This is a genomic window from Vibrio sp. G-C-1, from assembly GCF_021728015.1.
In the GTDB taxonomy this organism is placed as follows: Bacteria; Pseudomonadota; Gammaproteobacteria; order Enterobacterales; family Vibrionaceae; genus Vibrio; species Vibrio splendidus.
Window position 1 is genome coordinate 219,197 of record NZ_JAKKCR010000006.1, and the last position, 24,396, is coordinate 243,592.

General features: G+C 44.4%; 21 protein-coding genes. 16 read left to right on the top strand and 5 right to left on the bottom strand.

The genetic code is table 11. From position 1 onward, the window contains the following. The first annotated feature begins 692 nt into the window (after positions 1-692). Complete coding sequence (locus L3V36_RS11415; protein ID WP_017084788.1) at positions 693-2,123, top strand: sodium:alanine symporter family protein; 1,431 nt, start codon at positions 693-695, stop codon at positions 2,121-2,123. Positions 2,124-2,182: 59 nt separating this feature from the next. Here L3V36_RS11415 and L3V36_RS23880 read toward each other — a convergent pair whose 3' ends face one another. Further along, the gene (locus L3V36_RS23880; protein WP_267136743.1) at positions 2,183-2,305 is read right to left on the bottom strand and encodes a hypothetical protein; all 123 of its coding nucleotides are present in this window, start codon (positions 2,303-2,305) and stop codon (positions 2,183-2,185) included. A gap of 130 nt (positions 2,306-2,435) precedes the next feature. On the opposite strand from L3V36_RS23880, the gene yaaA reads away from it, so the two are divergent. Then, positions 2,436-3,212 carry a peroxide stress protein YaaA gene (gene yaaA / locus L3V36_RS11420; RefSeq protein ID WP_208774795.1) on the top strand — a complete coding sequence of 259 codons (777 nt, stop codon included), beginning with the start codon at positions 2,436-2,438 and terminating at the stop codon, positions 3,210-3,212. Positions 3,213-3,394: 182 nt separating this feature from the next. On the opposite strand, the gene srmB is transcribed toward yaaA, so the two are convergent. Both srmB and L3V36_RS11430 read right to left on the bottom strand, forming a co-directional pair. Then, entirely contained in the window at positions 3,395-4,660 is a 1,266-nt protein-coding gene (srmB, locus tag L3V36_RS11425; protein ID WP_065605376.1) for an ATP-dependent RNA helicase SrmB, read from the bottom strand. Between the two features lie 107 nt (positions 4,661-4,767). Further along, positions 4,768-5,496, bottom strand: a complete 729-nt coding sequence (locus L3V36_RS11430; protein ID WP_102447121.1) for a methyltransferase — start codon at positions 5,494-5,496, stop codon at positions 4,768-4,770. 314 nt (positions 5,497-5,810) lie between these two features. Here L3V36_RS11430 and brnQ point away from each other — a divergent pair, with 314 nt between their 5' ends. Next, the gene (gene brnQ, locus L3V36_RS11435) at positions 5,811-7,124 is read left to right on the top strand and encodes a branched-chain amino acid transport system II carrier protein (protein ID WP_017077715.1); all 1,314 of its coding nucleotides are present in this window, start codon (positions 5,811-5,813) and stop codon (positions 7,122-7,124) included. Positions 7,125-7,369: 245 nt separating this feature from the next. Here brnQ and fldB read toward each other — a convergent pair whose 3' ends face one another. After that, on the bottom strand, positions 7,370-7,891 hold the full coding sequence (gene fldB, locus L3V36_RS11440; RefSeq protein ID WP_004735008.1) for a flavodoxin FldB: 522 nt from the start codon (positions 7,889-7,891) through the stop codon (positions 7,370-7,372). 150 nt (positions 7,892-8,041) lie between these two features. Between fldB and xerD the strand changes: the two genes are divergently transcribed. From xerD to L3V36_RS11480, 8 genes are all read left to right on the top strand, one after another. Further along, positions 8,042-8,956 carry a site-specific tyrosine recombinase XerD gene (gene xerD, locus L3V36_RS11445; RefSeq protein WP_004735009.1) on the top strand — a complete coding sequence of 305 codons (915 nt, stop codon included), beginning with the start codon at positions 8,042-8,044 and terminating at the stop codon, positions 8,954-8,956. 26 nt (positions 8,957-8,982) lie between these two features. Then, complete coding sequence (locus tag L3V36_RS11450) at positions 8,983-9,762, top strand: thioredoxin fold domain-containing protein (RefSeq protein WP_017077716.1); 780 nt, start codon at positions 8,983-8,985, stop codon at positions 9,760-9,762. A gap of 79 nt (positions 9,763-9,841) precedes the next feature. Further along, entirely contained in the window at positions 9,842-11,578 is a 1,737-nt protein-coding gene (recJ, locus tag L3V36_RS11455; RefSeq protein ID WP_004735011.1) for a single-stranded-DNA-specific exonuclease RecJ, read from the top strand. A 251-nt stretch (positions 11,579-11,829) separates the two neighbouring features. After that, positions 11,830-12,928, top strand: a protein-coding gene (prfB, locus tag L3V36_RS11460) for a peptide chain release factor 2 (RefSeq protein ID WP_099426155.1) whose coding sequence is annotated in 2 segments (ribosomal slippage) — positions 11,830-11,904 and positions 11,906-12,928 — 1,098 coding nt in all. Because the reading frame shifts where the segments join, the coding sequence is not laid out codon by codon here. A 98-nt stretch (positions 12,929-13,026) separates the two neighbouring features. After that, complete coding sequence (lysS, locus tag L3V36_RS11465; protein WP_004735013.1) at positions 13,027-14,559, top strand: lysine--tRNA ligase; 1,533 nt, start codon at positions 13,027-13,029, stop codon at positions 14,557-14,559. 271 nt (positions 14,560-14,830) lie between these two features. Beyond that, complete coding sequence (gene vpsR, locus L3V36_RS11470; RefSeq protein ID WP_004735014.1) at positions 14,831-16,165, top strand: cyclic-di-GMP-binding transcriptional regulator VpsR; 1,335 nt, start codon at positions 14,831-14,833, stop codon at positions 16,163-16,165. A 626-nt stretch (positions 16,166-16,791) separates the two neighbouring features. Then, positions 16,792-17,043: a hypothetical protein gene (locus L3V36_RS11475; RefSeq protein WP_004735015.1), complete on the top strand. Its 252-nt coding sequence runs from the start codon at positions 16,792-16,794 to the stop codon at positions 17,041-17,043. Between the two features lie 214 nt (positions 17,044-17,257). Further along, a complete protein-coding gene (locus tag L3V36_RS11480; RefSeq protein WP_004735016.1) occupies positions 17,258-17,569 on the top strand; it encodes a DUF6482 family protein in 312 nt (103 codons plus the stop codon). A gap of 86 nt (positions 17,570-17,655) precedes the next feature. Here the strand turns inward: L3V36_RS11480 and mutH are convergent, their stop codons facing one another. After that, positions 17,656-18,321: a DNA mismatch repair endonuclease MutH gene (mutH, locus tag L3V36_RS11485; protein ID WP_086027492.1), complete on the bottom strand. Its 666-nt coding sequence runs from the start codon at positions 18,319-18,321 to the stop codon at positions 17,656-17,658. Between the two features lie 616 nt (positions 18,322-18,937). On the opposite strand from mutH, the gene rppH reads away from it, so the two are divergent. From rppH to L3V36_RS11510, 5 genes are read left to right on the top strand one after another with little or no spacing between them, the layout of a single operon-like run. Further along, positions 18,938-19,456 (top strand): RNA pyrophosphohydrolase, encoded by a 519-nt coding sequence (gene rppH, locus L3V36_RS11490; protein WP_004735018.1) that lies wholly within the window; start codon positions 18,938-18,940, stop codon positions 19,454-19,456. Positions 19,457-19,458: 2 nt separating this feature from the next. After that, positions 19,459-21,708 (top strand): phosphoenolpyruvate--protein phosphotransferase, encoded by a 2,250-nt coding sequence (ptsP, locus tag L3V36_RS11495; RefSeq protein WP_102447122.1) that lies wholly within the window; start codon positions 19,459-19,461, stop codon positions 21,706-21,708. A gap of 8 nt (positions 21,709-21,716) precedes the next feature. Next, positions 21,717-22,508: a sulfite exporter TauE/SafE family protein gene (locus L3V36_RS11500; RefSeq protein WP_102447123.1), complete on the top strand. Its 792-nt coding sequence runs from the start codon at positions 21,717-21,719 to the stop codon at positions 22,506-22,508. A 58-nt stretch (positions 22,509-22,566) separates the two neighbouring features. Then, positions 22,567-23,388: a prolipoprotein diacylglyceryl transferase gene (gene lgt / locus L3V36_RS11505; RefSeq protein WP_004735021.1), complete on the top strand. Its 822-nt coding sequence runs from the start codon at positions 22,567-22,569 to the stop codon at positions 23,386-23,388. Between the two features lie 9 nt (positions 23,389-23,397). Beyond that, positions 23,398-24,249: a thymidylate synthase gene (locus L3V36_RS11510; RefSeq protein ID WP_009848438.1), complete on the top strand. Its 852-nt coding sequence runs from the start codon at positions 23,398-23,400 to the stop codon at positions 24,247-24,249. The last annotated feature ends 147 nt before the right edge of the window (positions 24,250-24,396 follow it).

Here is a 24,396-nt window from a genome sequence, read left to right on the forward strand (position 1 = left end):
GGAATCGTTCTTACGAACCATTAAATATCATATTTAGGTTCACAATAACCTTGATTTGTTTCTCATTTGTTTCAAATCTATGAAGGTTTTGTTCTGTTTTCTTATGCATGCTCACACATTGTGGGGATTTTTATGTACAAAAAACAAGCAAACAAACCTAAGTAAACGATTAAATTAGGGGTTATGGAATGTTAATTCATTGTGCGAATGGAATGGTATTTTTACTACACTGCATTTAAGTGCGTATTGCGCCGTGCGGTAGCGGGTTCTCATTGCCCTAGAAAAAAATACAGATCTTCACTATACCTTGTAAAACCTAGGCTGACGTCATCTTTATAGGATGTCGTTCTTGTTTTGGTGGTGCCTTGGTTGTTGTTGATATTATGTCCCGATAATGTGACTTTTATTGGGCTGTATTGTTGAAAATTGTGTTAACAAAAGGTGTGTTATTAGTGAAATGTCATTTTAATATAAATGTATTTGCATATTGATTTTTAGGCCATCTCGCTGCATTATCCGCCCGTCAAAAAATACACTGATACGTAAAATGGATGCATGAAGCGACATTTACAATCTAGATCGCAACAAATAAATATAAATCTAATGCCGACACAACTATTGACACTGGCATAGGTGATCTAGAGGAAGGCTCGGAAGCAAGATCGGTGCTTAAACTCAATTACGAGGTTCACGTGACAGACTTAATCAATTTGATGAACGATCTCCTTTGGGGATCTATCTTAGTTTACTTACTCGTTGGTGTGGGTATCTACTTCACTGTACGACTAGGCTTCATTCAATTCCGCCATTTCGGCCACATGTTCTCTGTTCTTAGAAACAGCCGTAAAGCAGACAGTGCTGGTATCTCTTCTTTCCAAGCTCTTTGTACTAGTCTTGCTGCTCGTGTAGGTACAGGTAACATGGCAGGTGTTGCTGTGGCACTAACCGCCGGTGGCCCTGGTGCTATCTTCTGGATGTGGCTAATCGCCATGCTAGGTATGGCAACATCATTTGCTGAAAGCACACTAGCACAGCTATACAAAACGCGTGATAACGACGGTAACTACCGTGGCGGCCCTGCATACTACATGGAGAAAGGCCTAGGTATGCGTTGGATGGGGGTTCTATTCTCTATCTTCCTAATCATCGCATTTGGTCTAGTATTCAACGCGGTTCAAGCGAACGCGATTGCAAGTGCAATGAACACGGCATTCGACTTTGAGCGTGGCTACGTTGGTGTTGGTATCGTAATTATCTCTGCATTCGTTATCTTCGGTGGTATCCGTAAGATTGCCCGCACTGCAGAAATCATTGTTCCAATCATGGCACTGGCTTACTTAGCTATCGCTATCTATGTAATGCTAATGAACATTGAGAAAGTGCCTGAAGTTCTGGCTCTTATCTTCAAGAGTGCATTCGGTCTGCAAGAAGCAGCAGCGGGTGGCCTAGGTTACGCGATCGCACAAGCGATGATTAACGGCATCAAACGTGGTTTGTTCTCGAACGAAGCGGGTATGGGTTCTGCGCCAAACGCAGCAGCTTCTGCTACGCCTTACCCACCACACCCAGCATCACAAGGTTATGTGCAAATGCTAGGCGTGTTCATGGACACAATTGTTATCTGTTCTGCAACAGTAGCAATCATCCTGATGTCTGGTGAGTATGTACCGCACGGTGAAGTAACGGGTATCGAACTAACGCAACGTGCACTAACGGCACAAGTAGGCGAATGGGGTGGCATCTTTGTCGCGGTAGCGATTTTCTTCTTCGCTTTCACTTCAATCATTGCAAACTACTCGTACGCTGAAACGAACCTTATCTTCCTTGAGCACAACAACAAGAAAGGCCTAGTGCTGTTCCGTATCGTTGTATTGGGTATGGTTATGTTCGGCTCTCTCGCGACACTGCCAACGGTATGGGCATTGGCTGACGTATCGATGGGTCTAATGGCGATTGTGAACTTGGTAGCGATCATCTTGCTATCGGGCATCGTGATTAAGCTAGCGAAAGACTACAACCGTCAATTAGACGCGGGTAAAGTACCCACGTTTGATGCGGATGATTTCCCAGAGCTTAAAGCTCAATTGGAAGATGGTATTTGGGTTAACAACAAGAAGAAGTAATCTTGTTGGAGTGATTCATCACTCATCCTAAAATCATTAGAAAGGCTAAGGTTTCGACCTTAGCCTTTTTCTTTGCCTGCGATTTCTATCTGTTTACAATTTCTATCTGCCTGCAGTTTTTCTTGGTGAGTGATTTTTGCTTTGTCTGCGACCTTTTCTTTGTAAACGATTCTTCTTTGCAAGCGATTCTTCTTTGTAAGCGACTTACAGCTAGATCTGTCTATCAAAGTAATAGGAAGAGTCATAAAGACAAGTTGATGTTTTTTCTATACTCTAGCTGCATCCAGTTAGATAACCGATTAGGGTAAAGTTATGTTAGTTGTCGTTTCTCCAGCCAAGACATTAGATTACGAATCACCATTAGCGACTGAGCGCTTCAGCCAGCCAGAGTTTGTTGAACACTCTGCAGAGCTTATTGAAGAGTGCCGCAAGCTGACACTTGCTGATGTTTCAGCTCTGATGAAAGTAAGCGATAAGATTGCTGGGCTGAACGTAGCGCGCTTTGAGCAATGGAGCGAAACCTTTACCCAAGACAACGCACGCCAAGCAATCCTAGCTTTTAAGGGCGATGTGTACACTGGCCTAGATGCTGAAACACTGTCGGACGATGATTTTGACTACGCACAGAATCACCTGCGTATGCTTTCTGGGTTATATGGCTTGCTTAAGCCGTTAGATCTGATGCAGCCTTACCGCCTAGAGATGGGCACACGCTTAGCTAATGAGCGTGGCACTAACTTGTACCAGTTCTGGGGCAATATCATCACTGATAAGCTGAATGAAGCGTTGAATGCTCAAGGCGATAATGTATTGATCAACCTTGCATCGAACGAATATTTTAAAGCGGTGAAGCCGAAGAGCCTTGATGGTCAAATCATCACGCCAGTTTTTAAAGACTGTAAGAATGGCCAATACAAGGTGATCAGTTTTTACGCGAAAAAAGCGCGTGGCATGATGGCTCGCTACATCATTGAGAACAAAATTGATTCCGTTGAAGCGCTGACCAAATTTGATACGGCGGGTTACTACTTCGTTGAAGAAGAGTCGAACGCGAAAGAGCTCGTCTTCAAGCGTGAAGAGCAAAACTAGTAGCTCTTGGTTAATTAGTCACTCTTGGTTAATGAGTTACTCTCGGTTTGAGTCGGTAATTAAAATTAGAGGCCTAGTCATTTAGCCTGATAACAAGCCAGACAATAATAAACCAGACAAAGAAAAGCCCCATGCAGAGAACTGCATGGGGCTTTTTATTGAATCATTGAAAGGCGGTTAGATTACTTGTTCTTAACGGCTTTCTTTTTCTTAGCGATTTTCTTTTTCTTAGCAATTTTTTGCTTCGCTACCGCTTTCTTGTCTTCTTTCTTCGGTTTCTTCTTCTTCGTTACCGCGGCTTTCTTATGCGTTGGGCGCATGCCTTCGATGAAGCGTTCTTTGATCGCATCTTCAGTGTAACGAGCCACACGTTCAATCATTAGCTGATCGTGCGCTTCAATGATAGAAACCGCGTTACCTTTCTTACCTGCACGAGCCGTACGGCCGATACGGTGAAGGTAGACATCTGCTGTACGCGGCATGTCGTAGTTAATAACGTGGCTCACATCTGGAAGATCGATACCACGAGCTGCGACGTCAGTTGCCAGCAGTACGTTGATAGAACCATCGCGGAAACGAGAAATCGCGTTGTTACGACGATCTTGAGGCATTTCACCTTGAATCCACACACATGGAATCTGTGCACTTTCTAGTTGAGCTCGTAGCTCACCTAGGCGATCACGCGTCTTCAAGAAGATGATGCTGCGTTCAGCTTGCTCTGTGATGATATGTTTTAGGATATTAAGCTTGTGCTTAGCTGAATCGGCGCGGTGATACCATTGAGTGATCTTCTTACGTTCACGCAGTGATGATTTAGCATCGATCTCTGCTGGGTTTTTAAGTAGATCTTCAGTGAAACCTTCAATGCCTTTACCTTCTAGTGTTGCTGAGAAAAGTAAAGTTTGTTTACGCCAGCGACACTCTGCAGACAGACGGTCAACAACAGGGCCAAAGCCCATGTCTAGCATACGGTCTGCTTCATCCAGAACTAACCATTCAATCGCACGACAGTCAAAACGCTCACCTTCAATGTATTCCATCAGACGACCAGGTGTTGCCACCACGATATCTTGGGTTGTACTTAAGATGTCAGCGTGCTCTTGGTACATCACACCGCCCGTGATCGTAAAGATGTTCAGGCTGGTGTATTTAGCAAGCTCACGTGCTTGTTCGGTGATCTGCATTGCTAGTTCACGCGTTGGCGTTAGGATAAGCATACGTGCAGGGCCAGATTTCTTACGTGGGAAATCCAGTAGGTATTGCAGTGCTGGCAATACAAATGATGCTGTTTTACCAGTACCTGTTGGCGCAGAAGCCAAAACGTCTCTTCCATCTAACGCTTGTGGGATTGCTTCAGCTTGTACCTGTGTTGGGCGTTCGTAGCCCATTTCGTCAATTGCTTTAAGCAGCTCTTGGTTTAGATCGAGTTCTGCAAAGGTTCTGATCACTGTTGTTTCTCCACAAGCAATAAATGTTTCTGCCTCAAAAAGCAGACGATAAAAAAGAGTAGTCGGACATTATAGAAGCATTAGTGATTAGGATCACATGGTATTTGCTACATCTTGAGATAAAAATCTTTAGTAAGGGCAATAAATGCCTCGCTATAACCGCCATCGTGATGGATCGTAAGCGATTCACGCTGCAAATCTTGCTCACAAACAGGATCTTTAGACAATTCAAACAAGACTCGAATTGCCGGTTTTCTGTCTGTTGTTTTCACATCAAGGCGCTTCGCTAGGTACCAACCACATTGTTGGGCAAGCTTGATGAAGCCTTCTCCCTCGGTCGTCGGCAGTATAAAACTGGCGGTGGCGGCATCCGTCGTTATCTCGAAACAACGCTGAGCAAGCTCAAGGTGATCCAAGCTGTTGGTGTGCCTCGCGGTGGCTCTTTGGCTTTGCTGTGCCTGCTCTCCAGAGTTGAAGTAGGGCGGATTACAAATTATTGCATCAAATCGTTGCGAGAAATCCGTGGTTAACACGCTGCCATGATGAAGGGAGATGCGATCTTGCCAAGGCGACTGCTCAATATTGACTGTGGCAGCATCAATGGCGTGCTGATCAATATCTATCGCAGAGATTGAAGCATCCTCAAAACGCTGCGCAGCCATCAAGGCCAACAGACCTGTTCCTGTTCCAATATCGAGTACACATGATCTTTGTGGCAGGCTTACCCACGCGCCAAGTAACACGCCATCGGTACTGACGGGCATGCCGCTTTGTCCTCCGTAAATCGAGAATTTTTTGAAATTGAAGCTTTTGGTTTCGTTTTTTTTGTCTTTCATGAATGTTCTGGATATCGATATATTTTAAGTGATTAGCTCTAATGTTAATTAATTGTATGGCTCAATGTTCTATTTGAGAATTCATTGTTGTTAATTATGGTTAGCTTATAATTATGGCAATATTTCCATACCCAGTGGAATCCACTGCTTTTGGTTCTCAAATGCAAATTTATATGGTGTTTTTTTGTGGTGACTTGCAGCTAGCCAAGTGTTTCGTCATTATGCGCGACTATTTTATAGATTGATTGGCAGCTTCTAGCTGTAACATTCACGTAAGCACAACATAAATTCATAAATATAATTAAGGATTATCTGTGAAACAGAGTCTAAAACTAACAGATATAATGGCATTGGGCTTTATGCTTTTTGCGTTTTTCTTAGGTGCGGGTAACATCATCTTCCCACCTCTTGCTGGCCAATTAGCTGGTGACCACTTTCTTCCAGCGATGTCTGGTTTCCTGCTGACCGCCGTTGGTCTGCCGTTAATCACTATCGTCGCAGTTGCAGTGGCTGGTGGCTCTTGGGGTCATCTAACGAAAGATCTTCCAAAGCGAGCTGCAACTATCATGGCTGTGCTGATCTTTATCATCATCGGTCCTGCATTCGCTGCGCCACGTACCGGCCTTGTTGCTTATGAGATGGCGGTGAAACCGTTCTTCATCGATGCCTCTCAAGCTCACCTCACTCTTTTTTCGATTGCATTTTTTGTGGTAGCGATGTTCTTCTCATGGTCGCAAGGTAAGCTTATCGACGTAATCGGCAAGGTACTGACACCTGCACTATTTGTTGGTTTGGTTGTACTGGCAGTTGCTGTGTTCGTTAACCCACAAGGCGACATTCTTGCGGCTCACGGTGAGTACATTACTCAGCCACTGACCAAAGGTTTCCTTGAAGGCTACAACACCATGGATACGTTTGCTTCATTGATGTTTGGTATGCTGATCGTTGATGCGATTCGCAGCAAGGGCATTACTGATCGTGCAGCGACGACTAAGTACCTTATCAGCGCAGGTTGTATTGCCGCGGCTGGTCTCGCGTTTGTTTACATCTCTTTGTTCTTCTTGGGCGCAACAAGCGCAACAGTCGCAGCGGGTGCGGACAATGGCGGTGCTATCTTAAGCCTTTACGTTCAATCACTGTTTGGCCCATCAGGTCAGCTAGTGCTTTCAGTGATCGTATTACTGGCGTGTCTAACAACGGCGATTGGCCTTGTTTCAGCATGTTCTGATTACTTCAGCTCGCTAACGCCTTTGTCTTACAAGACTTGGGTAATCATCAACGGTGTAGCTTGTGCAACCGTAGCGAATGTTGGCCTTTCTCAACTGATTTCTCTGTCTGTTCCAGTACTGTTTGCATTGTACCCAGTCGCTATCGCGTTGGTTGCACTGACATTCTTGCGTAGCCGTTTCCCTAATCCAAAAGCCGCTTACCGTGTGGTTGTATTAGTGTCTCTACTGTTTGCTCTTATTGATGGCGCTAAAGTAGCGGGTGTCGATGTGTCTGCACTTAAGATGCTGCCATTGTTCGAGATCGGTATGGGTTGGTTACTTCCAACTGCTGCAGCAATCATCTGCATGTTCTTTGTTGGTAAAGCAACAGAACAAGAGATGGCTGAAGAGACCGTTTAATCTTCCGTTGAGATTAGATTGTCCTTCGAGATGAAATAGAAAAGGCCTCATTACTTCGCAGTAATGAGGCCTTTTTGTATCTAATCGATGATGTTCTTTCTGCCTGAAGCTTTTAGTTTTTAGTTCTTAGTTCTTAGTTCTTAGTTCTTAGCCCGTAGCCCGTAGCCCGTAGCCCGTAGCCCGTAGCCCGTAGCCCTTAGCTCGTAGTGCTTAGCTCTTAGCTCTGAACTCTAAGGAAGCAGAACTTATAGCTTTTCGCTGTACTCGACGAGGACTTGTTCAACCCAAGTTGCGATACGTTCGTCGCTGAGTTCGTACTGTGAATCTTCATCGAGAGCCAAACCAACAAACTGAGACTTGTCTTCTGTTAATGCTTTAGATGCTTCGAATTCGTAGCTGTCATCGTTTGGCCAGAAGCCGACAAACTCAGCGCCTGCGGTTTTCAATTCATCATGCAATAGACCCATCGCATCTAGGAACCATTCACCGTAGCCCTCTTGGTCACCTAGACCAAACAGAGCAACCACCTTACCTTTCATTGGCGTTGTTGCGATGTCTTCCCACAACTCATTCCAGTCTTCTTGAATCTCACCGAAATCCCACGTTGAGATACCAAGCAGTAAAAGGTCGTAGTCCGCCATAAAAGAAAGAGGGGTTTCTTTCACGTTATGGATATCAACTAAGTCTTCACCAATAATGCCGCGAATTTTCTCTGCTGCCATTTCGGTATAGCAGGTGGTTGAGCCGTAAAATAATCCAATTTTCATAGCAAACGTTCGATTTTAATTTCAGATGGCGAATTCTAACCATAAATCGACTTCGATTGCAGCGATTATCCGCTCAAGTCGTAATTTTTATGGCATTCATATTTGCTCTGACATACTCTCAAAACAGTTTCCAATATTGTGAGTAACACTATGCAGTCGCCTCAAGGGCAGAGCGCAGACCACGGTCTCGTTGAGCAGTTTTTAGATGCTATGTGGATGGAGCGAGGGTTATCGGAGAATACGCTTGTCTCATATCGTACCGATTTGTCCAAGCTTCTAACGTGGATGGAAAAGAACAATTACCGCCTCGACTTTATTAGCCTTTCAGGGTTACAGGATTATCAAGGCTGGTTAGCCGACGCCGATTTTAAGCAGACTTCCCGTGCTCGCATGTTGTCGGCGATTCGTCGCTTGTTCCAATACTTGCACCGCGAGAAAGTGAGAGGCGATGACCCGAGTGCACTGTTGATCAGCCCTAAGTTGCCACAGCGCTTGCCAAAAGATTTGAGTGAAGAGCAAGTTAATGCACTGCTAGAGGCTCCTGATCCCAATGACCCTATTGAACTTCGCGATAAAGCGATGCTTGAGTTATTATATGCAACTGGTCTTCGTGTTACCGAGTTAGTCAGTTTGACGATGGAAAATATCAGCCTAAGACAAGGCGTGGTGCGTGTTATTGGTAAAGGCGGTAAAGAGCGCTTGGTGCCAATGGGCGAAAATGCCGTGGACTGGATTGAGACTTTTATTGAGCAAGGTCGGCCACAACTGCTCGGCGAAAACAGTTCTGATGTGGTTTTTCCGAGTAAACGCGCCAAGCAAATGACCCGTCAGACGTTCTGGTATCGTATTAAGCATTACTCGGTTGTTGCTGGTATAGACACAGAGCTATTGTCACCACACGTGTTAAGACACGCTTTTGCGACTCATTTACTGAACTATGGCGCAGATCTCAGGGTCGTACAGATGTTGCTTGGGCATAGTGACTTATCGACAACCCAAATTTATACTCACGTGGCGACCGAAAGGCTGAAGCAAATTCACGCGCAGCATCACCCACGTGCTTAAATCCATTTATTTTTAAGGTGAACTTAATGAGCGTATTACGCCGTCTTCCTCTATTAGTGCTTCCTCTCATGATTACTGCATGTAATGCATCAGAAGCGAAAGTAGAACAAACATCAACAGCCGTAGAAGTTGCTCCAGCTCAAGCTATTGATACAGCAGCGTTAACTAAGCGTTTTGAAAAAATCGGTATCAAGGTAGAGAAGATCGTTCCTTCAGACATCGATGGCCTATTAGAAATTCAAACTAACAGTGGCATTATCTTTTCTTCTCCAGAGGGCGATCACTTTCTAGCCGGCACTCTTTACTCTCTGGATGATAACGGCAAATTCAGTGACGTTCTGGCTGAGCGTCAAGCTCCGCTGAATGCTGAAAAGGTCGCGGCGATGTCGGATACAGTTATCGAATATAAAGCCGATAACGAAAAGTACGTTGTGACGGTATTTACTGACATTACCTGTGGTTACTGTGTTCGTCTGCACAGCCAAATGCAAGGCTATAACGATCTAGGTATTACCGTTCGTTACATGGCTTACCCACGCCAAGGTGCAACAGGACAAGTTGCCGATCAAATGGCAGCAATCTGGGCTTCAGATGATCCAAAAACAGCCATGCACGATGCTAAAGTCAACCGTCAAATGCCAGCGTCTGGTAAAGACCTAGCAGAGCAGAAGCAGATCATCGCTAAACAATACCAACTAGGTCGTGAGCTTGGCATCAATGGCACACCTGCTATCGTGCTAGCAAGTGGTGAGTTGGTGAGTGGTTACTTACCGCCAGCACAACTTCTTCAACGTTTAGAGCAATAATATCGTTTCTGTATTGCCAATTTATCCCTCATGTTTTTGATTTAAGGAGTGGCCTGATTAATATCAGGCCCATTTTTATATGATAGAGATCCAACGCCGTCCTGAGGTCGACACTTCAGTCTTACCTGCTCACTTACCTGACTTGTTAAAGCGCATTTATGTGAGTCGCGGAATCGACAGTGCTGACCAACTAGAGACAGCAGCGAAAGGCTTGCACTCTTATCAAAAACTGGGCGGCATTGATGCTGCGGTTGAATTGTTGTTCAAAGCCATTCAGCAGCAAAAACGCATCATCATTGTTGGTGACTTTGATGCCGATGGCGCAACCAGTTCGGCGTTGTCTGTGCTTGCTCTGCGTATGTTGGGCAGCTCTAACGTTGATTATCTAGTACCCAACCGTTTTGAAGATGGTTATGGCTTGAGCCCTGAGGTTGTCGAACAGGCGATCGAACTTGGTGCTGAAGTGATCATGACCGTGGACAACGGTGTCTCTTCGATTGACGGTGTCCGTTTCGCTAAAGAGCAAGGCCTTGATGTGCTGGTTACCGATCATCACTTGCCAGGCAATGAACTGCCAATCGCCGATGCGATGGTCAATCCGAACCTAGAAAGCTGCGCATTTCCTTCAAAAGCGCTAGCGGGTGTTGGTGTCGCCTTTTATCTGATGATGGCGTTGTGTGTTCACATGCGTAAGTTGGGTTGGTTTGCTCAACACGGTATGACAGAGCCCAAGTTGATGGAACTGATTGACCTAGTGGCACTGGGTACTGTTGCGGATGTGGTTCCACTTGATGAAAATAACCGAATCTTGGTGCACCAAGGGCTACAACGCATTCGTGCGGGCAAAGCTCGTCCAGGTATTCAAGCCTTGATTGAAATTGCTAAGCGAGATGCTAAGCGATTGGTTGCCTCCGATTTTGGTTTTGCGCTTGGTCCACGTATCAATGCAGCTGGCCGATTGGATGACATGTCTTTTGGTGTTGAGCTGCTAATGAGTAACAACATCCATGCCGCGCGTCGAATGGCCAGCGAGTTAGATGGCTTGAACCAAACACGTAAAGAGATCGAAGAGGGCATGAAACAAGAAGCGATGGCTTTTTGTGAGCGCCTTGAATTTGGTAAAGACGATTTGCCTTCTGGTTTGGCGCTGTTTCAACGTGATTGGCACCAAGGCGTAATCGGTATTCTCGCTTCGCGTATCAAAGACAAATATCACCGCCCAGTGATCGCATTTGCTGATGGTGGTGAAGGCAGTATCAAGGGTTCATGTCGTTCGATTCCAGGTTTGCACATGCGCGATGCGCTAGACAGAATCGATACTCAAAACCCTGGCTTGATCTTGAAGTTTGGTGGTCACGCAATGGCTGCCGGCTTAACCATTATGGAAAAAGACTTCGAGCGATTCAGCAAGATGTTTGATGACGTTGTGCGTAAAGAACTCGGTGAGACGGCACTTAAGGGCATAATCTTGTCTGATGGTGAGCTGTTACCTGAAGAGTTCTCAATGCACACCGCTGAGACGTTGCGTTCAGGTGGTCCGTGGGGCCAAGCTTTCCCAGAACCCATCTTTGATGGTGAGTTTAAAGTGCTGCATCAAAAACTGGTAGGTGAAAAACACCTTAAATTGATGCTAGAACCTCTATACAAAGGCCACCCAACCAATGTGATGATTGATGGTATTGCTTTCAATGTTGATTTACGTCGTTGGCCAGATGCGTCCGTGAAAACGGTTCACCTTGCATTTAAGCTTGATATCAACGAGTTTCGTGGCAACCAATCGTTGCAGTTGATGGTTGACCATATTGAAGCCAAATAGTTGAAGCCAAATAGCGTTATCGTTCACTGAATGATGTTCATCATTTAGCCCCAAATTCAACAAGCTCTGTTCAATAACAGGGCTTGTTTTCTTTATTTCCCTTACAAATTTCACGTGTTTTTTCTGTCTGTCAATTTTATATTCCATTAAGTTGTTGAATCTTGGCTTTCCGCTCTAAAAAATTCTGTATCTCCGTCACACTTTTGAGTACAATTCTTCGGTTAAATTCTACTCATAAATGATGAGCTAAAATGTTTGAAATCAATCCTATTAAAAACCGTCTGCAGGATGTGTCTGAACGCACAAATATCCTGAGGGGGTATCTTTGACTATGACGCTAGAAAAGAGCGTCTAGAAGAAGTAAACGCAGAATTAGAACAACCGGATGTATGGAACGAACCTGAGCGTGCTCAAGCGCTAGGTAAAGAACGTTCTGCATTGGAAGCAGTAGTAGAAACGATCGACCAACTTGACCAAGGTGTTGAGGATGTTGAGGGTCTATTAGAGCTTGCGGTTGAAGAAGAAGACCAAGAAACGTTTGACGAAATCGAACCAGAACTGGCAGAGCTAGAAGCTAAGCTAGAAAAACTGGAATTCCGTCGTATGTTTGCTGGCGATCACGACGCATCAGATTGCTACATCGATTTACAGTCAGGCTCGGGCGGTACAGAAGCTCAAGACTGGACTTCAATGATGTTGCGTATGTACTTACGTTGGGCAGATTCGAAAGGCTTCAAGACTGAAGTGATCGAAGTGTCTGATGGTGATGTTGCTGGCCTTAAAGGCGCAACGGTACGTATTTCTGGTGAATACGCTTATGGTTGGTTACGTACAGAGACAGGTGTTCACCGTCTAGTTCGTAAGTCACCATTTGATTCAAGTGGCCGTCGTCATACTTCATTTGCATCTGCGTTTATCTACCCAGAGATTGATGACAACATTACGATCGATATTAATCCTTCTGACTTACGTATTGACGTATACCGTGCCTCTGGTGCTGGTGGTCAACACGTAAACACCACGGAATCGGCGGTACGTATTACTCACGTTCCAACCAACACCGTGGTTCAATGTCAGAATGACCGTTCGCAGCATAAGAACAAAGACCAAGCGATGAAGCAGCTACGTGCTAAGCTTTTTGAACTTGAGATTCAAAAACAAAATGCTGAAAAACAAGCGAGCGAAGAAACGAAATCAGACATCGGTTGGGGCAGTCAAATCCGCTCTTACGTACTGGATGATTCTCGTATCAAAGATTTGCGCACCGGCATCGAAAATCGCAATACTCAAGCGGTTCTTGACGGTGACTTAGACAAGTTTATTGAAGCTAGCCTGAAATCAGGTCTGTAAGCTTTACCAACTATTAAGCTTTACCAATAATATTGGTAAAAATGCCTATATTTTCAAAAATATAGCTGTCCAAATTATAAAAGCAAGGTACATCTCTAATGACTGATGCTGTTCAAAACGAAAACGCACAAGAAGCTTCTTCACCTGAAGAGAACAAACTAATCGCTGAACGCCGTAGCAAGCTGGATCACATCCGCTTGAACTGCAAAGCGAACGGTCACCCAAATGATTTCCGTCGCGAGCACCTAGCTGGCGATCTTCAAGCGGAATTCGGTGAGAAGACTAAGGAAGAGCTAGAAGAGCTTAACCACATCGTTGCGATCGCTGGTCGTGTTATGGCGAAGCGTGGTCCATTCCTTGCGATTCAAGAAACTTCTGGTCGTATCCAAGCATACGCAGCGAAAGACGTACAAAAAGTACTGAAAGAGAAGTACCAAGGCCTAGATATCGGTGACATCATCGGTGTTAAAGGTGCGCTTCACAAATCTGGTAAAGGTGACCTTTACGTGAACATGGAAGAGTTTGAACTGCTAACTAAAGCACTTCGTCCTCTACCAGAGAAGTTCCACGGTCTAACTGACCAAGAGATGCGTTACCGTCAGCGTTACGTTGACCTAATCGTGAACGAAGACTCTCGTAACACATTCATCGTGCGTTCTAAGCTTGTGTCTTCAATCCGTAACTTCATGAGCTCAAAAGGCTACCTAGAAGTTGAAACGCCAATGATGCACGTGATCCCGGGCGGTGCTACAGCACGTCCATTTATCACTCATCACAACGCATTAGACATCGACATGTACCTACGTGTTGCACCTGAGCTTTACCTTAAGCGTCTAGTGGTTGGTGGTTTTGACCGTGTATTTGAGATCAACCGTAACTTCCGTAACGAAGGTCTATCTCCACGTCACAACCCAGAATTCACAATGATGGAATTCTACCAAGCGTACTCTGACTACAAAGATCTAATGGATCTAACGGAAGAGATGCTAAGCACAGCAGCGATGGACGTTCTTGGTTCTACTTCTATGCCTTACGGTGACGAAACGGTTGAGTTCGGTGGCACTTACGCTCGCATGAGCATGTTCGATGCAATCAAACACTACACACCTGAAAATGCAAACATTCAAGCTCTGACTGAAGATGATCTTCAGAACAGAGAATTGATGGTTAAAATTGCAGAAGAAGTAGGTCTGTACGTTGAGAAATTCTGGACTTGTGGTCAGCTTCTTGAAGAGATCTTTGGTGAAACGGCTGAGCCTCAGCTAATTCAACCAACATTCATCACGGGTTACCCAGCGGACATCTCTCCACTGGCTCGTCGTAGCGACAGCAACCCATTCTTCACAGACCGCTTTGAGTTCTTCATCGGTGGCCGTGAAGTAGCGAATGGTTTCTCTGAGCTTAACGATGCACAAGACCAAGATGAGCGTTTTAAAGCGCAAGTTAACGCAAAAGACGCAGGTGATGACGAAGCGATGTACTACGATGCAGACTACATTACTGCACTAGAGCACGGCTTACCGCCAACAGCGGGTCAAGGTATTGGTATTGATCGTCTAGCGATGCTATTTACAAATACGCACACAATCCGTGACGTGATCTTGTTCCCGGCAATGCGTCCACAAGCGTAATACTCGCTTATGGGATGTAACAGCCCATCTAATTAAAAAAGCCACCTTCGGGTGGCTTTTTCTGTTTTTAGGCTGCAAAACCTAGCCTGTACCGCACTCTTGATTCGAAAAACCATTATTTCTGACATAGTCTTACTATTGAGACATAAAATCTAAGATAGTCTCACTACTATACGTCCTGCGCTGAATACGATCTCGTGGCATTTTGTCGAACGATGAAGCAGTGACTCGTATTAGCTTGATTTAAATAAAAATAGAATAAGGAAGAAGGATGGGAACTCAATTTAAGATGGATTCCTTACCAGGTTCTCTTATCGTCGTTGGTGGTGCGTACGAACCCTGGTTATCAGTGTTAGAGCAAGTGGGTTGGCAATGTACCCAGTGTGCTGATTTACGAAAAGCCGATGCCTTGATTGCTGACATTGGCCCATGCATTGGCATTGTGGATCTTAGTCATGATGAGTTTAGCCTTAACGGTATCGCTAATCTCGTGAGCAACAACAAGCAAGTAAGATGGCTCGCTTTTATTCGTGAATCACAATTGAGCTCTGATACCATTTGCCAATTTATCGTGAACTTCTGTATCGACTTTTTCACGGCGCCAATCCCAGATGCCCAGTTATTGAGTACCATTGGTCACCAATTGGGTATGCTCAAGCTTGAGCAGAAAGTATGGCCAAACTACGGCATCAACAACAATATGGGTTTGCTTGGCGACTCTGTGGCTGTGAAGCGTTTGAGAGACCAAGTAAAGCGCATTGGGCCGACTGATGTCAGTATCCTGATTTACGGAGAGAGTGGAGCAGGAAAAGAGACGGTTGCACGCTCAATTCATCAAAACTCTTCGCGAGCGCAAAAGCCATTTTTAACGGTCAATTGTCGTGCCTTATCTGAAATGAGAATAGAGGCCGAGGTATTTGGTATCTCTGCACAGCCCGCTGCAGCACCTTGTCTGTTGGAAGAAGCCGACGGCGGAACCATCTTACTCAATGATGTATTGGCGATGCCACGTAATCAGCAGTTGAACCTGCTGCGTTTCTTACAAGAAGGTAAAATTGAAACTGCGGATGGTCCTAAACCTGTCGATGTGCGTATTCTGGCCGCGAACTCTTCTGATATCGAAAAGGCATTGATCGAGGGCGACTTCAATGAAGAGCTTTATCATTACATCAATGTTCTGCGCATTCACGTTCCGAGCTTAAAAGAGCGAGTGAGTGATATTTCAGTATTGGCTAATCATTTTCTACGTGAGTATTCAAAAGAGTTTAATGCTCAAGCGAAGAGCTTTTCAGACGATGCTATCCGCTCGATGAATCGTTATCACTGGCCGGGCAATGTGCGTGAGTTGATGAATCAAATTAAGCGTGTCGTGCTGATGTCGGATGCGGTGATCATTGACGATCAACAACTGGATTTACCAAAACAGAATGATGAGCGCCGCAGTCTCAAAAGTATCCGTGAGCGTTCAGAGAGAGATGCGTTGCTGATTGTTCTAGAATCTTATGGTGGTCAAGTATCGTTGGCCGCTAAGGAGCTTGGAGTTTCGCGTGCAACCATGTACCGATTGCTGAATAAACATAGCCTGATTTCTGAAGGTGTTGTTTAGAGCTCTCTATTCATTGATTCTATCCAGTTAGTGTCAATCTAAGAGCCACGCATGATGCGTGGTTTTTTTATATACATTGCTACAATTGATCGTTGATCGTTGACTGCTGATAGATTGATAGATTGATAGATTGATAGATTGAGCTATTGGAGGCTCGGTCTTTAAGAGAGATGTTCTGTGATTTTATATAATCATAGTGAATATGTTATATATAAAGTGATATGCAACTAATATTTTGGGTGAATCATTTGTTTTGAAATTGTTAATCAATTATCGGTTGAATAATATACTCACTTGGTTAGACTTTAACCGTGAAAGCAATGGTTTAACAAAGACTTATTTGCTTTTATTATCTCATTTCTTTTTGGATTTTTTAGTTAGTTTGGAGGCGCAAATGAAACATTTCGATTTTATACAGCATATTTGCGCGTCGTTTGATCCGTGTACTGACATGGTGACTGTTATGTCACAAACATCAGCCATGGCCGATCGAAACACCCAAGATAAACCTAACTAATAGATCCGTACCCTTATTTGGCTGCGGAAAAATAGCAGCTAAGTGAGAAGCCCTCATACTATCTAACACGCTATTTTTCCTCAGTTTATTTTACAACTGGAGAGTTATTATGCGTCACTCAGTATACTTAAAACTAGCAACAGTCCTTATCCGTGCAGACCTTCGTCGTGAAGAACGTGAATGGCAACGAAAAGTTCGTCGTAGTTCATACGATCTACCATGGAACAATACTCATTTATTGAGAGATATTGGCCTTGAAGCCGATGGTCGACCAATTGGTTTTTCTGAACCTGAAGTCGTTACGATTGAACGTCGAGTTCGTCACCTTCGTCGAGTCTTAAGCGCGCGAATACCGACGTAATCTTGTGGGGTGATAGCGCCTTTCACCCCTTAAGATAAATATCAGCGATAGTTGTGGCGTCGGAAGTGCAAGCTTTTGAACTAGAACTGGCCAAAAAAGAGAAGCACTTGCTTCTCTTTTTTGCTTTTTTAAGCCGTTATGTGTGCTTTTTTAAGTCGTTATCTAGTAAAGAAAAAGAGTTCTACTACGCTTTATAGAGCAAGGGAGGCTGGCTATGCAAAAGCATCAATTAGACATGTGGTTACATGGAGAGCACAAAGACTCTTATCAAACACCAAAGGTATACGTTATTGGCTGTTCCGATATCTCGGAATATCTATTAGCAGTGGAATATAAACACAAGCTAGAACCGGTAAAGCAAGACGGTGAGCCGCTTCACTTTGGATCCTTGGATCAAGTGAAAGAAGAGTTGCTCCGGCTCGGTTTTGAAAAGGCGTATCTTCGCTTACACAACGCCTATGACGAGTTTGGTAATGAGCCAAGCCAAAGCTACTGCGATATTGAATTGGCGCTCAAACCTCATTAGAGAGCGTTCGTAGCTAGAGATTGATTCGAGTTACTGGCGGTTTGTAACATACTGATAGTTTGGTCCATCTATGCTAGATAAAAGCTCTATGCGTAATGGGTTGTCAGCAATTTATGGGTGAATTGAGTCCGTAGATAGAAACCACGTGGCTTAGTCTTGATTGGTTTTCCACTTGCACCGTAAGCTTCTGTTAACACGCGACTGTTGGCCGCTTTTGGTCGCAAATGCAGTGCTTCGCCGTGTCTTGCTGTTATCTGTTCAACATTACCCAACACGATCAACTCCATCAGCTCTTCCCAATCTCTTTTCAGGAGTTCGTTTTCAGCTAGGCTTGGTGTCCAGAGTAATGGGGAGCCAACATGCCTTTCTGCCAGCGGGATCTCTCTTTCTCCCTCAACAGGGATCCACAACACTTTAGACAGCTTGTTTCGAACGTGACTGGTTTCCCAAGTTATGCCTTGCACGCCCATCAATGGAGCGACACAAACAAAGGTGGTTTCGAGTGGCTTTCCAGAGTAGCCAATCGGGATGCTTTTAAGCTCGATACCGAGTTTGGCAAAATCTTGTTCTGGTTTACTGCCAGCGGGCGCACCCAAGTGCCATTCCAATAGCTGTCCAACCCAGCCTTTATCGCGCTTGAGGTCGTTTGGCATCACCATCTCGGCTTCATCGGCGAGCTCTTTAAAGGTCATTCCCGCGATAGCATACGCTCTGTCTAGCAGCTCTTGTTGTGTTTGTGGTTCTGGTTTCATAATAAAAGGCATGATCAAAAAAATGATTTTACCAGAAGTTATCACCATATGACGACTGGTTAAGAAATGATCTCCTTGTTAGGAAAGGGATCAAACTCATGGTTATCCACAGGACATAAAGGTAATTAATTGAAATATTAATTTAGTGGATAAATAAACAGGGTTTTATGGTGGATTAAATGCTTGCCAAATGGGGTTCAAAATGAATCTTTCACTTACTAGTGTGGATAAACATCGGAGTGGTTGATCTTTAACCATGTTCTGTTTTTGAAAGATCTTTTACTTTTCTAATGTTTTTTAAAATGAAAAATTAATTTTAATTCATTGATTTTTAATGGAATAAATTATATTTTTTCGGCTTGGTGTTTTTGGTGTTGATGAATCTATGGATTAAAAAAAACGATTGCGGGTAATTCTTCACATAGTTATTCACAGAAAAGGTGAATAAATGTGGTCTATGTCTCACTATTGTGTGGGTAACTAGAATTTGAGCAAAACTTATCCATATTCTTAGTTAATATTCATAAATATAGCGCTTGTCACGTCACTAAGTTTGCTCCGATTGGGGATATGTGGAAAAATCAGAGTAATTAAAAATTTAGATAGAGGTTGGCCAGTGATAGATGGCGATGGTTACCGATTAAATGTTGGTATTGTAATCTGTAACAACCATGGTCAGGTCTTCTGGGCTAAACGATACGGGCAACATTCATGGCAATTCCCTCAAGGGGGAATAGATGAAGGTGAAACTCCGGAACAGGCAATGTACCGCGAGTTGTATGAAGAGGTTGGCCTTACTAAAAAGGATGTAAAGATCGTCGCGACAAGTCGTCATTGGTTACGCTATAAGCTGCCCAAACGACTGGTTCGGTGGGATTCTAAACCTGTCTGTATTGGACAAAAACAGAAGTGGTTCCTTTTACGCTTAGATTGCGATGAATCGCAGATCAATATGCAGCGTGGAAGTACACCTGAGTTTGATGGTTGGCGTTGGGTGAGTTACTGGTACCCAGTTCGACAAGTTGTTTCTTTCAAGCGAGATGTTTACCGTCGAGCGATGAAAGAATTCGCATCTTTAGCAATGCCGTTTAAAGAGCGAAAAACAAAAGGAAAACGCAAATTGCGTAGAGGTTAAGCATGCTCAGTCAACTAAGGGAAATAGTTGAACACGTATCAAGAGTTGAAGATGTGTCGACGGCTCTTGATATTTTGGTTAAAGAGACATGCAGTGCGATGCAGACGGAATGTTGCACCGTGTATTTGGCAAATAATGATATGCAGCGCCTTGAGTTGATGGCAACTCAAGGCCTGATCTTCAAAGGCAATAGCATTCACATTGGTTTTGACGAAGGTCTGGTTGGCCTTGTCAAAAGAAGTGCTGAACCTATCAACCTTGCACAAGCGTCTGCTCACCCTGCTTATAAGTTTTTTCCAGAGCTTGGAGAAAAGGTTTATCACTCTTTTCTCGGCACTCCGATTATCCATCGCAAGCAAGTGCTTGGCGTATTGGTCATTCAACAGAAGTCTCCTCGTTTATTCAGTGAGATGGAAGAATCCTTCCTTGTCACTCTCTCAGCACAACTTGCGGTTATTGTGGCGCACGCTCAAACTCAAGGCCACTGGCTTTTAGAGCAACAGAAGCTACCTAAGATTAAAGGTATTGCAGCTTCATCGGGCGTTGCGATTGGTGATTTATGGTGGGACAACACTCAGCCTGAACTCACCGATGTTTATCCAGCATCGACGCTTAATGTTGAAAGAGAGCATGAAATGCTGGCAGTCGCCGTCGAAAATGCTCTCAATGACTTTAAGCGAATGCGAAAGCGCCTAGACAGTGAAATCAATAAAGACGCGTTGGCGATCTTTGACCTGTTTACTCACTTACTCAACGATCCAATGTTACGTAAGGATCTTAAGAGCCAAATCCAGAAAGGCGATAAGGCCGATTGGGCATTAAGGCAGGTTGTTGAGAGTTACTCGAATCGCTTTGCTCGTATGTCAGACGTGTACCTTCGTGAGAGGGCACAAGACATCCGAGAGCTTGGTCAAAGATTGCTCTATTTCCTTCACAATTCTGAACATGAACTTCGCACGCTAGATAAGCCAATTATTTTGGTGGTTCGAGAGCTAACGGCTTCGGTATTGGCCTCTATTCCCAAAGAAAAACTATTAGCGGTTATTTCTTTGGAAGGGGCGGCGAACTCACATGCCGCGATTTTATCTCGAGCTTTGGGTATTCCTTCTGTTATGGGGGTTAACCTAAATCTTGCTCAAGCGAATGGTAAGCAAGCGATTGTTGACGGGTATAGTGGCGAGATTTTTATTGAGCCGACTCAAAACCTGCTCAAAGAATATCAAGGGCTGATTCTAGAAGAGAGTGAGCTCTCTTCGATGGTCAATCGAGAATTATACTTACCGGCAAAAACGCAAGACAACCAGCAAATCGAGATCCTGCTTAATGCGGGCTTGAGTGCCGACACCAATATCGCTATCAACCAAGGCGTTGATGGGGTGGGGCTGTATCGAACCGAAATTTCTTTCTTGTTACAGCAGAGGTTTCCGTCAGAGGACGAACAATTCAAGCAATACCGTTCTGTACTCGCGAGCTACCCTGAGAAGCAAGTGGTGATGCGTACACTCGATATCGGTGGCGATAAGGCCTTACCTTATTTTCCTATCGAAGAGGACAACCCATTCCTTGGCTGGCGTGGTATTCGTTTTACGCTCGATCATCCTGACATCTTTATTATTCAGTTACGTGCCATGCTACGTGCGAGCTGTGAAAGCCATAACTTGAGTATTTTACTGCCGATGATCTCTGGTGCTCAGGAACTGGATGACGCGCTACAACTTATTGAACAAGCGTATGACGAAGTGCATGAGCTTGATAACCGAGTGCGTATGCCTCGCGTTGGTATCATGATTGAAGTGCCATCAATGCTTTACATACTGCCGCTGATTGCTGATAAGGTCGACTTTGTTTCCGTCGGTACCAACGACTTAACTCAATATTTATTAGCGGTTGATCGGAACAATTCACGAGTATCCGATGTCTATGAATCAATGCACCCTGCGGTGATCATGGCATTAAAACAAATTCATGATACTTGTAAGCAACATCAATTACCTGTGTGTATTTGTGGCGAGCTAGCCGGTGATCCTATGGGCGCGTTGTTACTGATTGGGTTGGGGTATGAGACGTTAAGTATGAATACCTCAAATGTCGCGAGGACTAAATATTTGATTCGCCAATCTAACTTGAGTGAATTACAGGATTTGGCAAATAGAGCGCTTTCAAAACCATATGGTAGTGACATCTATAGTATGATGCTGAACTATTTCGAAGAGCGTGAATTTACAGGCTTCATTCGAGCAGGTAAAAAATAGGATTTAACGTGTCATATGAACTGATAGGCTTGTTAGCGGGCCTTGGTGCTATTGTTGGTGTTTTAGCGGGCTTGCTAGGCATTGGTGGTGGTTTGCTGGTCGTTCCCGCCTTGCTGTTTTTGCTTCCTAAAGCGGGCATTCCTCAAGAGTTTGCGATGCAAATGGCATTGGCAACCTCGTTATCAACCATTATTGTTACCTCAGGATCGTCTGCGATTAACCATTTAAAATTGGGTAATGTGGAGCTTTTTGTCGTTAAGTGGTTGATGCCTGGTGTGGTGATTGGTGGTTTCCTAGGTTCTTTTGTCGCCGACGTTATTCCTGCTCAATATCTGCCAAAAGTCTTTGGTGTGATTGTCTTGGTATTGGCGTTGCAGATGCTGTTGTCGATCCGCTCTAAGAGTCAAAAGTCGATGCCGGGTTCAGCTAAAACCGTGCTGTGTGGTGGCGGTATTGGTTTGGTTTCAAGCTTGGCTGGTATTGGTGGTGGTTCTTTATCGGTGCCTTTCCTTAACCATCACGGTGTGGAAATGCGTAAAGCTGTAGGCTCATCCTCTGTATGTGGTTGTGTTATCGCGATTTCGGGAATGCTAGGCTTTATTTGGCATGGCTCTTCTGTCGATGATCTTCCGGCGTATAGCTTAGGTTATGTTTATCTACCGGCTTTGATAGCGATATCTTGTACCTCAGTACTGACCACACGAGTTGGCGCTAAACTGGCCACTCAATTGCCAACCCCCGTGCTGAAGAAATTCTTTGCGGTATTTTTAATGTTTATAGCAGCCACTATGCTGCTGTAGTGTCTTTTCTGTTAGCTGTTGAGTTAACCGTTATTCAATTTTAGATAGAGAGCCAAGTATGTCTCAGGGTTTTATCGAATTCCCAAATATCGATCCTGTTCTTATTGAACTAGGACCAATCTCAGTTCGTTGGTACGGCTTAATGTACCTTGTCGGTTTTATGTTTGCTCTTTGGTTAGCAAATCGCCGAGCTGATCAACCCGGTAGTGGTTGGACTCGAGAGCAAGTATCAGACCTACTGTTTGCTGGCTTTCTAGGTGTGGTGCTTGGTGGTCGTATTGGCTACGTACTTTTCTACAACTTTGGCCTTTTCATTGATGATCCACTCTACCTATTTAAGGTATGGACTGGCGGTATGTCTTTCCACGGTGGTTTGCTTGGTGTGATCACCGCGATGCTTTGGTATGCCAAAAAGAACGGTCGAACTTTTTTTGGTGTCGCAGACATGATTGCACCATTGGTTCCATTTGGTTTAGGTATGGGCCGTATGGGCAACTTCATGAACAGTGAGCTTTGGGGTCGTGTGACTGATGTGCCATGGGCGATTGTATTCCCTAACGGTGGTCCACTCCCTCGTCACCCATCTCAGCTTTATGAAATGGCGCTTGAAGGTATTGTACTGTTCTTCATCTTGAACTGGTTCATCAAAAAGCCTCGTCCTCTTGGTTCTGTATCAGGGTTATTCCTAGCAGGATATGGTACATTCCGCTTCCTAGTTGAATACGTACGTGAACCTGATGCTCAGCTAGGTTTGTTCGGTGGATTTATCTCTATGGGACAAATTTTGTCACTGCCAATGGTTATCATCGGTGTGCTGATGATGGTTTGGGCATACAAGCGTGGTCACTACAAAGATGAATTACCACAACAAACGAAGTAAGGAATTGGTGTGAAACAGTATTTAGATCTCTGTCAGCGTATCGTTAATGACGGTACTTGGATTGAAAATGAACGCACAGGCAAGCGCTGCCTAACCGTAATCAATGCTGACCTTGAATATGATGTAGGTAATAACCAATTCCCACTGGTAACAACACGTAAAAGTTTTTGGAAAGCCGCAGTTGCCGAGCTGCTTGGCTATATACGTGGTTACGACAATGCTGAAGATTTTCGTAAGCTAGGGACTAAAACTTGGGATGCGAATTCTAACCTGAATGAAGCATGGCTAAATAACCCTTACCGCAAGGGTGAAGACGACATGGGCCGTGTTTATGGCGTTCAAGGACGTGCATGGGCAAAACCTGACGGCGGTCATATCGACCAACTGAAGAAGATTGTTGATGATCTAACAAACGGTATTGATGACCGCGGCGAGATCTTAAACTTCTATAACCCAGGTGAGTTCCACATGGGTTGTTTGCGTCCGTGTATGTACAGCCACCACTTCTCTCTACTTGGTGACACTTTGTACCTAAACAGTACTCAGCGCTCTTGTGATGTTCCATTAGGCCTGAACTTCAACATGGTTCAAGTGTATGTGTTCCTAGCAATCATGGCGCAAATCACTGGCAAAAAAGCGGGTGTGGCTTACCACAAGCTGGTTAATGCTCATATCTACGAAGATCAACTCGCACCTATGCGTGATATCCAGTTGAAGCGTGAGCCTTTAGCGGGGCCAACATTCCATATCAATCCTGAGATTAAGTCTCTAGAAGATTTGGAAACGTGGGTGACGATGGATGACTTCTGGGTTGAAGGCTACGAATGCCACGAAGCGATTAAGTACCCATTCTCGGTTTAATCTAATCTGCTTTGATTGACTGATTGACTGATTGACTGATTGATCGAAAGGCTGCCTCTGCGCAGCCTTTTTTATTTCTGATGCTTGGCTTGCTTACTATTCGTAAAACCAATAATCTTGAGTGGTCTTTTCTAACCACAGAACTAC

Bases quoted from the DNA above. Each gene is read 5' to 3' on its own strand.
- recJ (WP_004735011.1), top strand. From the start codon at position 9,842: ATGATAGAGATCCAACGCCGTCCTGAGGTCGACACTTCAGTCTTACCT.
- vpsR (WP_004735014.1), top strand. From the start codon at position 14,831: ATGGGAACTCAATTTAAGATGGATTCCTTACCAGGTTCTCTTATCGTC.
- lgt (WP_004735021.1), top strand. From the start codon at position 22,567: ATGTCTCAGGGTTTTATCGAATTCCCAAATATCGATCCTGTTCTTATT.
- fldB (WP_004735008.1), bottom strand. From the start codon at position 7,891: ATGAAAATTGGATTATTTTACGGCTCAACCACCTGCTATACCGAAATG.
- mutH (WP_086027492.1), bottom strand. From the start codon at position 18,321: ATGAAACCAGAACCACAAACACAACAAGAGCTGCTAGACAGAGCGTAT.
- lysS (WP_004735013.1), top strand. From the start codon at position 13,027: ATGACTGATGCTGTTCAAAACGAAAACGCACAAGAAGCTTCTTCACCT.
- xerD (WP_004735009.1), top strand. From the start codon at position 8,042: ATGCAGTCGCCTCAAGGGCAGAGCGCAGACCACGGTCTCGTTGAGCAG.
- ptsP (WP_102447122.1), top strand. From the start codon at position 19,459: ATGCTCAGTCAACTAAGGGAAATAGTTGAACACGTATCAAGAGTTGAA.
- L3V36_RS11480 (WP_004735016.1), top strand. From the start codon at position 17,258: ATGCAAAAGCATCAATTAGACATGTGGTTACATGGAGAGCACAAAGAC.
- yaaA (WP_208774795.1), top strand. From the start codon at position 2,436: ATGTTAGTTGTCGTTTCTCCAGCCAAGACATTAGATTACGAATCACCA.
- L3V36_RS11430 (WP_102447121.1), bottom strand. From the start codon at position 5,496: ATGAAAGACAAAAAAAACGAAACCAAAAGCTTCAATTTCAAAAAATTC.
- L3V36_RS11450 (WP_017077716.1), top strand. From the start codon at position 8,983: ATGAGCGTATTACGCCGTCTTCCTCTATTAGTGCTTCCTCTCATGATT.
- L3V36_RS11475 (WP_004735015.1), top strand. From the start codon at position 16,792: ATGCGTCACTCAGTATACTTAAAACTAGCAACAGTCCTTATCCGTGCA.